We start from the raw sequence: 12,331 nt of genomic DNA, 5'->3' as shown, positions 1-12,331 counted from the left end.
TGGAAGCCTAGAAAAGGAAGTAGCGCTGCGCCATGGGCAGCACGTCCGACGGTTCGCACGTGACGTCCTCGCCGTCGACGCTCACCTGATACGTTTCCGGGTCCACCTCGATAGCAGGGGTGGCGCCGTTGTACTTGAGGTCCGCCTTGGTGAGGCTGCGGATGCCGGACACCGGCCGGATGACCTTCTCCAGTCCAAGCTCCGCCGGGACCCCGGCCTCGATCGCCGCCCGGGAGAGGAAGGTGATGGAGGACTGCTGCAGCGCTTTGCCGTAGGCGGCGAACATCGGCCGCATGGTGCGCGGCTGCGGGGTGGGAATGGAGGCGTTGGCGTCCCCCATGAGGGCGTAGGCGATCTGGCCGCCCTTGAGCACAAGGTCCGGCTTCACTCCGAAGAACGCGGGGTCCCAGAGCACCAGGTCCGCGAACTTGCCGACCTCCACGGAGCCGATGGAGTCGGCCATGCCCTGTGCGATGGCGGGGTTGATGGTGTATTTCGCCACGTAGCGCTTCAGCCGGAAGTTGTCGCTCTCCGCGCCGAGGCCGGAAGCGGCGCCGTGGCTGCCGCCGTCGGGGTCCTTGAGCACGCCGCGCTGTTTCTTCATCTTGTCCGCCACCTGCCAGGTGCGGATGACCACCTCGCCCACCCGGCCCATGGCCTGGGAGTCCGAGGACGTGATCGCGAAGATGCCCAGATCCTGCAGGACGTCCTCTGCGGCGATGGTCTCGGCGCGGATGCGGGAATCCGCGAACGCCACGTCCTCCGGGATGTCCGGGTTCAGGTGGTGGCACACCATGAGCATGTCCAGGTGCTCTTCGATGGTGTTGCGCGTGTACGGCAGGGTGGGGTTGGTGGAGGCCGGCAGGACATTGGGCAGCCCGGCGATCTTGATGATGTCCGGGGCGTGGCCGCCGCCGGCGCCTTCGGTGTGGAACGTGTGGATCACGCGGCCGTCGATAGCCCGGATGGTGTCCTCCACGAAGCCGCACTCGTTCAGGGTGTCGGTGTGGATGGCCACCTGGACGTCGTACTGGTCCGCGACCTGCAGCGACGTGTCGATCGAGGACGTGGTGGAGCCCCAGTCCTCATGGACTTTCAGCCCGATCGCGCCAGCGCGGATTTGTTCGGCCAGGGGTTCGACGGCGGACGCGTGGCCCTTGCCGAACAGCCCGATGTTGATGGGGAGCCCTTCGGCGGCCTGCAGCATTCGGCCGATGTGCCATGCGCCCGGCGTGACCGTGGTGGCTTTGGTTCCCTCGGCCGGGCCGGTGCCGCCGCCGACCATCGTGGTCACGCCGCTGCACACGGCGGCCGCGACCTGGTCCGGGGAGATGAAGTGAATGTGGGAGTCCACCCCGCCGGCGGTCAGGATCTTCCGCTCGCCGGCAATGATCTCGGTGCTCGCACCGATCACGATGTCCACGCCGTCGGTGATCTGCGGGTTGCCGGCCTTGCCGATCCGGAAGATGTGGCCGTCCCGGAGGGCGACGTCGGCCTTGTAGATGCCGGTGTAGTCCAGCACGACGACGTTGGTGATCACGGTGTCCGGGACTCCGCCGCCGGAACCAATACTGCCGGAACCAATACTGCCGGATCCAGCACCGTCCCGGGTCAGCTGGCCGTTCTGGCCCATGCCGTCGCGGATCACCTTCCCGCCGCCGAACACCACTTCCTCACCGTAGACGGTGAGGTCTTGCTCGATCTCCAGGAACAGGTCGGTGTCGGCCAGGCGGATGGCGTCGCCCGTCGTCGGGCCGTAGAGGTCCGCATACTGCCTGCGGGATAGCTCGAAGCTCACTGCGCGTCACCTTTCCGTTCGGAAACGTGGAGTTCGGAAACGTGGAGTTCGGAAACGTGGAGTTCGGAAATGTGGAGTCCGGTCTCGTCGAGTGGGCCGTTGACGGCGTTGCTGAGTCCGTACACTTCACGGCTGCCCGCGAGCTCGATCAGCCTCACGGTCCTGCTGTCCCCAGGTTCGAACCGCGCGGCGGTGCCGGCCGGGATGTCCAGCCGGCGGCCGTAGGCGGCCGCCCGGTCAAACTGCAGCGCCGAATTGGCTTCGGCAAAGTGATAATGCGAGCCCACCTGGACGGGACGGTCGCCGGTGTTGGTCACCGCGACGTCCACCGCCTCACGGTCGGCGTTGATGACCAGCGGCGCGGAACTGAGAACGTATTCTCCCGGAATCATCGAAGCTCCTAGCGGATCGGGTCGTGGACGGTGACGAGCTTGGTGCCGTCCGGGAAGGTTGCTTCGATCTGGACGTCGTGGATCATTTCCGGCACGCCCTCCATCACGTCGTCGCGGCCAAGGAGGGTGGTTCCGTAGCTCATGAGCTCCGCCACGGTCCGGCCGTCCCGGGCGCCCTCGATCAGTTCGTAGCTGATCACAGCGACGGCCTCGGGGAAGTTCAGCTTCAGTCCGCGGGCCTGGCGGCGGCGGGCGAGATCCGCCGCGACCACGATCATGAGCTTTTCCTGCTCACGGGGCAAGAGGTGCATGACGGTATCCCTTCAAGAACCAGCCGGCTGGCGGACCGCAGACGCCGCGGTGTGACCAGCGTAGGCCGCGGAGATTTCCTGCAGGTTTCCGGGACCCGTGAACATCTCCGGGGTTAACCGCTAACGGCTATCCCGTGATCCGCCAGTGCGCCTGGAATTCGGGGTGGTCTGCATACGGCAGCGCCAGGGTGTGCAGGGAGAGCGTGGTCCATTCGATGACGTCCGGCACCCATCCGGCGTCGGCGGGTTCCTGGCTGACCAAGGCGGCCAGCATGGATTGGCGTGCGGATTCAATGATGCCGATGAGTTGGCGCTTGGCCTCGCACTCGCGGAGCAGGCGGCGTTCATACCACTCGCCGGAGACGGCAAGCGTGGGGTCGCCGAGCAGCTTCAGGGCGGCGGCTTCGTCTTCTCTAATGCGTGCGGTCAGGAACTCGACGATGTCCACTCACCGAGCCTATGCGCGCCGGTGCTCACACGGCTACGGCCAGGTGTTTGCCCTTTTTCCTCAGGCCGGCACCATCCGCGCTTGTTAGGGTGGATGGATGAAACGACGTCTCGCCGCCCTTGCCGCTGCCGCCTTCTTGATCGGACTTACCGGCTGCGCGCAAGTGCAGGACGCTACCGAAAAGGCCGTCAACGACGGGGCGTCCCAGGCTGCGACGGCGGCCGGCAATGAAGTGAAGAAGCAGGCGTGCGCCATCGTGGAGAACGGCCTGGTCAGCGCCAAGGACAAGGAACTGCTGGGCGGTCTTGTCGCCAGCGCGGAAGCCGCGGGTGCTCCCGCCGAGATCACCACCCCGCTGCGCCAGATCGCCGACTCCGGCGACCAGGTTCCGGCCGAATCCGTCAAGGCCCTTCAGGACGCCTGCGCCAAGTAGCGGGCAGCACCCCCTGGCGTGTGGAGTTCGGCGCCTCGTGGCGGCGTTCCGTGATCGCTTGGTCTATGAATGAGGAGGGTGAGGGGCCAGTGCGCCTGACTTCAGTCATTGCCGCTCTGCGTGTCCTTTGGGAGGCAGGGCTCGCTTCAGCTCGGCAATACGCAGCCGGAGAAAGACGATCACGAGGATCAGAACGTACAGTGCCAAGCCGATCAGCACGGCAGTGAAGATCAGATAGAGGACGTACGAGATGCCAAAGACTTCGATGTTGTTCACTGATTACCCCCAATAGTTGTGTCTTCGCGGTAGCCTACGTGGCTAGTCAGGCCACCTTGAGATTTGCGTCCCAGCGAACTCTGGACAAGGTCTTGCTGGGTGTGTCCCTATTTAAGGGCCGAGCGCGAGGCCGGCGGGGCTTAACAAATCGGCCGTGAGTTCCAGCCCGGTCCCGCGTCTTCAGGCACATCCACCATCCGCGCGAACTTTGGGGGCACGTTTGAAACTCTTGCTTACGTCAGGCGGCGTGACGAACCCGAGCATCCACTCGGCGCTCGTGCAGCTTCTCAACAAGCCGATCGCCCAGTGGGAGTGAGTGCCGGGAGCATGGTGATGACGCCCCGGATCGGGGAGTACTTCGTCGAGTGGCCGTCCGCGCCGGACGATCGCACCCTGGGGGTGGTGGACTTTTCGATCTTCCCGCACTTGAACGCTTTCCCGACCAACACTCTGGCCCACGCAGAGCGGTGGGCCGCCGACCTCGGCGGCCCGGCCTATGCCATCGACGAGCAGACAGCTATCAAGGTCGTCGACGGCTCCGTCGTGGTGGTTTCCGAAGGAGAATGGACGAAGTTCGGGTGATAGCAAACCGCCGGAGTGACCCGTTCGCGGGTCCTTCATCGGGCAGCTCGGTTGAAACGTGGGCCGAAGGGCTATGGCGTCCAGATCTTTGGCAGTTACGGTGGCTCCATGAGGGACGGGAGGCTGCCGATCATGTGCGGGACGGCAGAGTCCAATGACGCCCTCGACCACGACGAGACGGAAGGCTGGCGCCGTGCGGAAACTGATCTACGGCATGAACGTGACCCTGGACGGCTACATCGCCGCGGCCGGCGACGACATCGGTTGGGGCGGGCCGAGCGAGGAACTGTTCCAATGGTGGCTCGACCAGGAGCGGGCTAGCAGCCTGTCGCTGTACGGCCGCAAGCTCTGGGAGACCATGAGCTCCTACTGGCCGACCGGCGACCAGCAGCCCGACGCCACCGCGGCGGAGATCGAGTTCGCGAGAAACTGGCGGGACACGCCGAAGGTGGTGTTCTCCTCGACTATCAACAAGGTCGACTGGAACACCCGCCTGGTCACCGGCGACGCGATCGCCGAGATCACCCGGCTCAAGGCCGGGGACGGCGGCCCGATGAGCATCGGCGGCGCAACGCTCGCCGGGGCTGCCATGCGGGCCGGCCTGATCGACGAGTACGTGCTGGCCACCCATCCGGTCCTGGTGGGCGGCGGCACGCCGTTCTTCACCGCGCTGGACAGCTGGGTGAACCTGGACCTGGTGGAGACTCGGACGTTTCCCGGCGGCGTGGTCCTGACCAGGTACGAGGCGAGGCGCTAAGCACTATTCCTCCGCGCGGTCGAGGAAGGACTCCACCGCCAGTGGCCCCACGTCGACGGGCAGCAGATAGTCCGGAATGTGCCTGCCCTACGCACCGCCCCGGCGACCTCAGCCAGCGACCACAGAACGCCGCCAAAGCGCGTCCAACTCCAAGGGCCTAGCGTTTCCCCTTTTTCCGGGATCCCTTGCCGCGGCCCTTGTCCGGGTTGGGAGCATAGCGCTGCGCCACCTTGGGCTTCTTCGCGACTCCGGTGCCGCGCCGGTCCGGTTTGGGCTCGCGTTTGGGTTTCTCCTGCTGCGCCGAGGGCTGGCGGGAGCTCGCGGCGGTGCGTCCGCGGACAATCCCGATGAATTCCTCGATGACCTCGTCCGTGGCGTCGCTCGGCCAGGCCAGGGCGATCTCCGTGCCGGGCGCCCCCGTGAGTTTCCGCGCCACGGTGTCCTTGACGTTGAAATGCCGGGCCACGGACATCGGCAGGATCACCAGCCCTGCACCGGACGCCACCACCTGCAGCGCCATCGCCGGGCCGCCGAGCTCCTGCACATCGAGAAACGTCTCGGCGGCGAGGTCCGCCAGGTCCACTTCTTCAAACAAGGAGACCTCGTGCCCCTTCGGTGCCACCACCACGGGCTGCTCCTCGTAGAGCGGAATCACGCTGAGGCCCTCGCGTTCCACCGGGAGCCGGACGAAACTCAGGTCCGCGGAACCGTCGCGGAGCACGGACAGTTGCGCGCCGTCGTCGGACATAAAGGAGTGCAGCGGAACATCGGGCATCCGTTCCTCCCAGCGGCGGATCCATTTGCCCGGTGTCACACCGGCGACGTACGCGAAGCGCAGCTCCCGCCCGACTGCGACGGCTGGGACGACGGCGGTTTCGTCGGGGGTCTGGGATGGTTCTTCTGCTGCGGACACATGTTCACAGTACCGCCCGGGGTGGCGCGGGGGTCCGCCGCGATGGCGGCACCGTGCTGATCCGGTGCCGGTTTGGTGCCGGTTTGGTGCTGGTTTGGTGCCTCGCAGTGCTCTGGCCGGATACCCTTGGACTATGACCTCCGCAAACTCCCAGTCCATGAAACCGGCCACCGTTGCCAAGAAGCTTGGCATCTACCTGCCGGCGACACCCCAGGAGTTTCAGGATTCAACCATCACCCGCGCTGATTTTGCCGATCTCCAGGCCAACCCGCCTGAGTGGCTTGCGGAACTTCGCCGCAACGGCCCGCACCCGCGCCCCGTGGTGGCGCAGAAGCTCAACGTCTCCATCGCCGGACTGGCCCGCGGTGGTGTTGAGGAAGCGCTGACGACGGCGGAAATCACCGCACTGCTCCAGGCTCCCCCCGCGTGGCTGGTCGCCGAGCGCGCCACCCACGCCGCCGTCCGCGCCGAGGCCCAGCGGGTCAAGGACGAGGCCGCCAAGAAGGACGCCAAGAAAGCCCGCGCCAAGGCCGAATAGCGGCACGCGCTTTCTCCCGGCCCCTCTTTCCATCCCGCGGACGCAGGACTACGCTCGCGGAATGGTTCGGGGCCGCCGGTCCGATCCCCTCCGTATCCCAATTCACCTGCCACCGGCGGCGTATCGGGAAGGAACAAGGCCATGGCCTTCAAGATCGGATATTTTGTCGGGAGCCTCTCGAGCAACTCCATCAACCGCACGTTGTCCCGGGCGCTGATCCGGCTTGCACCTGCGGAGCTGGAGTTCACGGAAATCCCCATCAGGGACCTGCCGTTGTACAGCCCGGATTTTGATGCCGCTTTCCCACCTGCTGGGCAGGCCCTCAAGGATGCCATCGCGGCTTCCGACGGCATCCTGTTCGTCTCGCCGGAATACAACCGGTCCATTCCCGGAGCGCTCAAAAACGCCATCGACTGGGGATCCCGGCCCTGGGGCACCAACTCCTTCGCCCGCAAGCCCACCGGGATCATCGGCGCCTCCCCCGGCGGCATTGGAACGGCCGTGATGCAGTCCTCGTTCCGCAGCGTGCTGAGCTTCCTCGACGCGCCGCAGCTGAATGCGCCGGAGGCGTACATACGCTTCGTCCCGGAGGTCTACGGCGAGGACGGCGAGGTCAAGGACGAGGCCACGGCCGGTCTGCTGCGCCACTACATGGAGGAGTATGCCTCCTTCGTGGCCCGGGTCCTGGCCGCCAATGCACCGGGCCATATCGGCGACCAGCACCCGGACAAGGACAAGGTGAGCCGTTAGGCCCCGTCCGGGGTGCGGTGGTCCGGCACCTAGTCCTGGTGCAGCTGCACGAAGTTCCCGCAGCCGTCATCCAGCACCACGCTGGTCCCGCTGGGCCCCTCGGACGGTTCCCCCTGGAACATCACGCCCTTGGCCGCCAGCCGCTCATATTCGGCGCGCACGTCCGGCACGCCAAAGACAATCGCGGGTATCCCGGCGTCGTGCAGGCCGTTCATGTAGGCCGCACCGATCGGGTTGTCACTGGGTTCCAGCAGCAGTCCGGCGCCCCCGGCGCCATCGGGGTCCTTGACGATGAAGAGGTTGTGCTCCGGCATCGCCATCAGGGTTTCGAACCCCAGCGTGCCGGTGTAGAACTCATGGGCCGAGGCTGGATCCTTGACGTGGATGCTGCACATTTTCAGTCGCATGGCCCCTAGGGTACGCCGGGAGGCTCGGCGGCGGAACCGCGACGCGGCGTTCGCACCGGGCCTTGGCGCCCTGGGTTTACGTCCGTGCTGGCGCCGGGCGCCACCTCGACCGGCGGGGCATTGACGGCCCCGCCGCCAGGGATTCCAATGGAACTAGCGGAACAGCGCCCGCCCGGGACCGTTCCGGGGAGGTGCGCAATGACGCTTTCACTATCCGGTGCCCTCGCGGCCTGGCAGTTCCTGGCCCTCGCCATGCTCGTTGCCGGGGCAGCATTCGCCTCGGTCTATTTCGCCGTCAAGCATCTGGCCGTTAAAGACGGACCCTCCGAAGGCGCGGACGGCGCGTTTTGGGACGCTTTCGCCGGACTCGCCGTCATTGTGCCCGCCATCGTCCTGGCCTCCTCCACATGGCCCTGGGCCGGCCTGGCGCTCGGGGTGCTGGCCGTGGGGGCTGCCCTGGCGGCCTTGGCAGCGGCACCCCGGCTGCTCCGCCGGCAGGAAGCCCGCCGGGCCAGCCGCGAGACCCGGCTCTTGAACGAGGCGGCCGCCGCACGGCACCGGAGCGCCCTCGCCCGGTGGCAGCGGTACGAACTGGATCCGGGTTTTTCGATTGACTATCCCGCGATGAGCGATACGCGGCAGCCGGAAACCGCGGCACTGATCCGGGCGATCAAGGCCGCCGAGGGCCTCGGCGGCCGTACGGACCGTCCCTGCACCGATGCCGCCTACGCCCCGGCCGTTGAACGGCTGGAACATGCCCTGGCTGCCGCCGAACGCGCGGCCGGTGTCAGCGCCGCCGGGCTGCCTGGCCCGGACCACGCGCACGGCTGATTCCCGGGATTGCCGATCCGGCAGTTCGCCGCCACCTTCGAAAGGTTCCATCATGACTGACATCACGATCATCGGCAGTGGAAACATGGCACGGGCCATCGGCACCCGGGCTGTCGCCGCCGGCCGTTCCGTCCAGATCCTGAACCGGACGCCGGAGAATGCCGCCAAGCTCGCTGCTGAACTTGGCGGCACTACGAGCTCCGGCGGCCTGAGTGAGGTTCCCGAGGGCGACATCGTCTTCCTCGCGCTGTACTTCGGCCCGGCCAAGGAAGTGGCCACACATTTCGGCGACACGCTCAGCGGCAAGACGGTCGTGGATATCTGCAATCCGATCGACACCGAAACCTTCGACTCGCTGGTGGTTGCCCCGGGAACGTCGGCGGCCGAAGAAATCGCCGCGCTGCTCCCCGGCGCGCGGGTGGTGAAAGCCTTCAACACCACCTTCGCGGGCCCGCTCGGGTCCGGTGCGGCCGGTGGCCAGCCGATGGATGTCTTCATAGCCTCGGACTCCGAAGAGGCCCGCAACGAGGTTGCGGTCTTCGCCGAAGCCGCCGGGCTGCGTCCGCTCCAAGTGGGCGGACTGCGCCACGCCCGCGAACTCGAGGGCTTCGAGTTGCTGGTCATGGCGCTGCAGGCTAACCCCGCGTATCCAACCTTCAACTGGGGCACCGGCCTGAAAATCACCGACTAGGCAGTCAGCCGCCCCCGCCGGCCCGGCTCAGCGCGACGGGCCAGGTTCAGCCGGCTACAGCTCGACCGTTCCGCTGTCGCCGACGCTCATCCGGCTGTTGGTCACCTTGGACTTGATCCACTGCAGCACGGTGGCCGCCGTGCCGCCCGGGCTGGTCCAGTACTCGGCGGAGTCCGAGTCGACGTGGAGCAGGACCACCTCCGGGGTGTCCGGTCCGTCCGGGAACCAGGCCTCCACCACCTGATTCCACATGTCGTGGATCAGCTTCCGGTCAGTGACCACTTCAGCGGTCCCGGCCACCGAAACCCACTCGGTGCGCTTGCCGAAGGAGACGTTCACCGCCGGGTTGGCGCGGATGTGGGCCACCTGAGAGGTGGTCGCCGACGTGAAGAACCACATGTCGCCGTCGTCCTTGACCTCCTGGACGGCCAGCGGCCGGCTGACGAGGGCGCCCGTTTCGTTGATGGTGGTGAACATTCCGATGTGCGAATCGTTGATGATGTCCGTGACCTTGCTGATGCTTTCGGCATCCGACATGCTCTCACCTCGTTCTGGTTCAAACGGAGGAAGGTCCCCCTCCGGACAGCCTATTGGTAAGTGTGCTTACTTTCCAATGGCTGCCGGACGGGGACCTTCCCTGAACCTTCCCTGAACCTTCCCTGAACCGGCAGTGGACTCAGTGCCCGCGGGTCAGGACCTTGCCCCTGAAGAACTCGGGGCGGAGCTTGGCCATGACCAGCATGAGCACCACGCCCAGCAGGATGACGCCCATGCCGAGGATGAAGACCAGCCCCACACCGCCAATCGAGGAACCTGATCCGTACGCGGGATCCATGGAGTCGTAGGCGGTCTTGAAGAACATGACCAGCAGGATGACGCCGCCCAGGAGTGGCGCGAGGAACTTGAAGAAGAAGGCCCTGGCTCCGCTGAACGCCTCGGCGCGGAAGAACCAGACACAAGCCAGCGCGGTGATGCCGTAGTAGAAGCAGATCATCATGCCCAGGGCCGTGATGGTGTCCCACAGTGCGTTTTCCGACGTGGTCCGGGTGATGACATAGAACGCGGCGGCCGCGACGGCCGAGGCGATCGTGGCATAACTCGGCGACTTGTATGTGGGGCTGATCCTGCCGAACTTCTGTGGCAGCGCCCGGTAATGGCCCATGGACAGCAGGGTGCGCGCCGGCGAGACAAATGTGGACTGCAGGGACGCGGCGGAGCTGCTCAGGATGGCCAGGGACATCAGGATGGCGAACGGGCCCATCACCGGTCCCGCCAGGACGGCGAAGATGCTGCCCTGGTTCTCCGGGTTTCCGGCGCCCAGCCCCGTGTCGCCGATGCCGGCGTAGCTCAGCGTGGCCAGCGCAACCGTCATGTAGATGATCACGATGACCAGTACGGTGATCGTGGCGGCACGGCCCGGGGTCTTCTCCGGGTTCTTGGTCTCCTCGTTCATGGTCAGCGTCACGTCCCAGCCCCAGTAGATGAAGATGGACAGCGAAACGCCGGCGGCGAAGGCGGAGAAGGATCCCACGGCGAAGGGGTTAAACCAGTCCGGGGAGATGGCCGTGGCGTCAAAGGCGGTTCCGTTGGCGACGTGGCTGAACGCTGCGATCGAGAACCAGGCGAGGACCAGCAGCTGAAATCCCACGAGCACGTACTGGACGGACTTGGTGGTTTCCATGCCGCGGTAGGAGATCCAGCACGCGAGGGCGATGAACACCAGCGTGGTCGCGATATTCAGCGGCAGGTTCGTGGTGAGGTCGGCGAGTTCGGGATTGCCGAAGATCTGCGCCAGCATGAGGTAGAAGAAGTCCACAGCGACGGCGGCCAGGTTCGAGAGCACGATGATGGTCGCGGCGATGAGTCCCCAGCCGCCCATCCAGCCAATCCAGGGGCCGAACGCCCGCGAGGCCCAGGTGAAGGAGGTCCCGGCGTCGGGCATGGCGTTGTTCAGCTCCCGGTAGCCGAAGGCCACCAGCAGCATGGGGACAAAGCCCACCAGGAAGATCGCCGGCAGTTGCACGCCGACCTCGGCCACGGTGGGACCCAGGGCCGCCGTGAGGGTGTACGCCGGGGCGATACAGGAAATGCCGATGACGACGGCGCCGATGAGCCCCACCGATCCGGCTTTCAGGCCCTTTTCACTCAGTCCGTGCTGCTGTTCGGTGTGCTGTCTTGGGTTTTGTCCTGTGTGCTGTCCTGTGTGTTGTCCCGTGTGCGACGGATTGGGCGTCGCATGGTCTGCGCTCATTGTTGTGCCTCTCGGGGGGTGTCACTCGACGCTGAATGATTGAGTTGCTTGAGTTCATAGCCGCTGGGGACCACGATCATCGGCACCGGCAGGGCGCGCAGAATGCGGCCCGCTGTGCTGCCGAGGAAGATGGACCGGCCCTTGGCAAGCCGGCTGGATCCGATCAACAGGACCTCGCCGTCTTCCCAGTCCAGGCGGTCCACGGCTTCCTCGATGCTGCGTCCGTGGGCCACGACGATTTCCGTCTTCGCCTCCACCTGGGCCTCCGCCTTCGCCTCCCCTGAAACTTCCGGCCCGCCGGCAGACAGTGCGTCGGCAAGGCACTTGGCCGCATACTCCCGGGCAGCGTCGGCTGAATCGGCCGCATCGCCGCCGTCGAGGGCCAGAAGCGACACCACGCGCAGCGGCACGTCCCGGTTCGACGCCATGCCTAGGGCGAAATCGAGCAGTTTCTCCGCGCCGGCCCGGGTTCCGAGCCCGCAGCTGATCCGGGTCAGGGCCTCCTGGCGGTAGTAGCCGTGCGGTGCCAGGGCCACCGGAACGGTCGAGGCGTGGAGAAGTGCGCTGGCCACCGACCCGACCGTGAACCGTTTGAAGATCCCGGTGCTGGTGGCTCCGATGATGAGCATGTCCGCGCCCAGTTCCTCGGCCGCCTCGATCAGTGCGTGCGCGTCGGAATCATGGCTGCGGATGTGGGCCTGCGCCGGGACACTGGATGGAACCAGCGCCAGTGCCTGGTCGAGCCACTCCTGGGCCTGCTCATTGAGCAGATTTTCGAAGCCGGCCTTCGGTGCGATGGCGTGCCCGGAGTGCTGCACTTCGGGCACCACCAGCACAAGGTCCAGGCTCGCCCCCCGCCCGAGCGCTAGGGAGACGGCCAGATTGACCGCATCATGGCCTCTGGCATTGGCTGAATACCCCACTACGTAACGCATCTGGCCGCTCTCCTATCT

The 12,331-nt window shown here is 66.1% G+C and carries 17 protein-coding genes; 7 read left to right on the top strand and 10 right to left on the bottom strand.

The annotated features are described in order from the left end of the window. Positions 1-7 precede the first annotated feature (7 nt). From ureC to ABH915_RS01195, 4 genes are all read right to left on the bottom strand, one after another. Positions 8-1,798, bottom strand: coding sequence for an urease subunit alpha (gene ureC / locus ABH915_RS01210; protein WP_370116885.1), 1,791 nt, complete (start codon positions 1,796-1,798; stop codon positions 8-10). Beyond that, a complete protein-coding gene (locus tag ABH915_RS01205) occupies positions 1,795-2,190 on the bottom strand; it encodes an urease subunit beta (protein WP_370116882.1) in 396 nt (131 codons plus the stop codon). Before ABH915_RS01205 ends, ureC begins: the two co-directional genes overlap by 4 nt. An 8-nt stretch (positions 2,191-2,198) precedes the next feature. Then, positions 2,199-2,501 (bottom strand): urease subunit gamma, encoded by a 303-nt coding sequence (locus ABH915_RS01200; RefSeq protein WP_018775629.1) that lies wholly within the window; start codon positions 2,499-2,501, stop codon positions 2,199-2,201. 127 nt (positions 2,502-2,628) lie between these two features. Continuing rightward, positions 2,629-2,949, bottom strand: coding sequence for a DUF6221 family protein (locus tag ABH915_RS01195; protein WP_370116879.1), 321 nt, complete (start codon positions 2,947-2,949; stop codon positions 2,629-2,631). Between the two features lie 97 nt (positions 2,950-3,046). On the opposite strand from ABH915_RS01195, the gene ABH915_RS01190 reads away from it, so the two are divergent. Beyond that, positions 3,047-3,382, top strand: coding sequence for a hypothetical protein (locus tag ABH915_RS01190; protein WP_018775631.1), 336 nt, complete (start codon positions 3,047-3,049; stop codon positions 3,380-3,382). A gap of 105 nt (positions 3,383-3,487) precedes the next feature. On the opposite strand, the gene ABH915_RS01185 is transcribed toward ABH915_RS01190, so the two are convergent. After that, positions 3,488-3,658 (bottom strand): hypothetical protein, encoded by a 171-nt coding sequence (locus ABH915_RS01185; RefSeq protein ID WP_018775632.1) that lies wholly within the window; start codon positions 3,656-3,658, stop codon positions 3,488-3,490. Between the two features lie 147 nt (positions 3,659-3,805). Between ABH915_RS01185 and ABH915_RS01180 the strand changes: the two genes are divergently transcribed. Both ABH915_RS01180 and ABH915_RS01175 read left to right on the top strand, forming a co-directional pair. Further along, complete coding sequence (locus tag ABH915_RS01180; RefSeq protein WP_370124907.1) at positions 3,806-4,240, top strand: Type 1 glutamine amidotransferase-like domain-containing protein; 435 nt, start codon at positions 3,806-3,808, stop codon at positions 4,238-4,240. A 193-nt stretch (positions 4,241-4,433) separates the two neighbouring features. Continuing rightward, on the top strand, positions 4,434-4,997 hold the full coding sequence (locus ABH915_RS01175) for a dihydrofolate reductase family protein (RefSeq protein ID WP_370116874.1): 564 nt from the start codon (positions 4,434-4,436) through the stop codon (positions 4,995-4,997). Positions 4,998-5,154: 157 nt separating this feature from the next. Here the strand turns inward: ABH915_RS01175 and ABH915_RS01170 are convergent, their stop codons facing one another. Continuing rightward, the gene (locus tag ABH915_RS01170) at positions 5,155-5,910 is read right to left on the bottom strand and encodes a LysR family substrate-binding domain-containing protein (protein WP_370116872.1); all 756 of its coding nucleotides are present in this window, start codon (positions 5,908-5,910) and stop codon (positions 5,155-5,157) included. A gap of 133 nt (positions 5,911-6,043) precedes the next feature. On the opposite strand from ABH915_RS01170, the gene ABH915_RS01165 reads away from it, so the two are divergent. Then, positions 6,044-6,448 (top strand): DUF5997 family protein, encoded by a 405-nt coding sequence (locus tag ABH915_RS01165; RefSeq protein ID WP_018775636.1) that lies wholly within the window; start codon positions 6,044-6,046, stop codon positions 6,446-6,448. Positions 6,449-6,589: 141 nt separating this feature from the next. Further along, a complete protein-coding gene (locus tag ABH915_RS01160; protein ID WP_370116869.1) occupies positions 6,590-7,198 on the top strand; it encodes an NADPH-dependent FMN reductase in 609 nt (202 codons plus the stop codon). Positions 7,199-7,227: 29 nt separating this feature from the next. Here the strand turns inward: ABH915_RS01160 and ABH915_RS01155 are convergent, their stop codons facing one another. Continuing rightward, positions 7,228-7,605, bottom strand: coding sequence for a VOC family protein (locus ABH915_RS01155; RefSeq protein WP_370116866.1), 378 nt, complete (start codon positions 7,603-7,605; stop codon positions 7,228-7,230). A 198-nt stretch (positions 7,606-7,803) separates the two neighbouring features. Here ABH915_RS01155 and ABH915_RS01150 point away from each other — a divergent pair, with 198 nt between their 5' ends. Continuing rightward, a complete protein-coding gene (locus ABH915_RS01150) occupies positions 7,804-8,436 on the top strand; it encodes a hypothetical protein (protein ID WP_370116864.1) in 633 nt (210 codons plus the stop codon). A gap of 52 nt (positions 8,437-8,488) precedes the next feature. Further along, positions 8,489-9,127, top strand: a complete 639-nt coding sequence (locus ABH915_RS01145; RefSeq protein ID WP_370116862.1) for an NADPH-dependent F420 reductase — start codon at positions 8,489-8,491, stop codon at positions 9,125-9,127. A 54-nt stretch (positions 9,128-9,181) separates the two neighbouring features. Here the strand turns inward: ABH915_RS01145 and ABH915_RS01140 are convergent, their stop codons facing one another. The 3 genes from ABH915_RS01140 to ABH915_RS01130 form a co-directional block, all read right to left on the bottom strand. After that, entirely contained in the window at positions 9,182-9,664 is a 483-nt protein-coding gene (locus ABH915_RS01140) for a pyridoxamine 5'-phosphate oxidase family protein (protein ID WP_370116859.1), read from the bottom strand. A 139-nt stretch (positions 9,665-9,803) separates the two neighbouring features. Further along, a complete protein-coding gene (locus ABH915_RS01135; protein ID WP_370116856.1) occupies positions 9,804-11,378 on the bottom strand; it encodes an APC family permease in 1,575 nt (524 codons plus the stop codon). Then, on the bottom strand, positions 11,375-12,313 hold the full coding sequence (locus ABH915_RS01130; protein WP_370116853.1) for a universal stress protein: 939 nt from the start codon (positions 12,311-12,313) through the stop codon (positions 11,375-11,377). Before ABH915_RS01130 ends, ABH915_RS01135 begins: the two co-directional genes overlap by 4 nt. Positions 12,314-12,331 lie beyond the last annotated feature (18 nt).

The organism is Arthrobacter sp. MW3 TE3886 (assembly GCF_041262145.1).
Taxonomy (GTDB): domain Bacteria; phylum Actinomycetota; class Actinomycetes; order Actinomycetales; family Micrococcaceae; genus Arthrobacter.
This window is presented reverse-complemented; position numbering and strand designations above follow the sequence as displayed.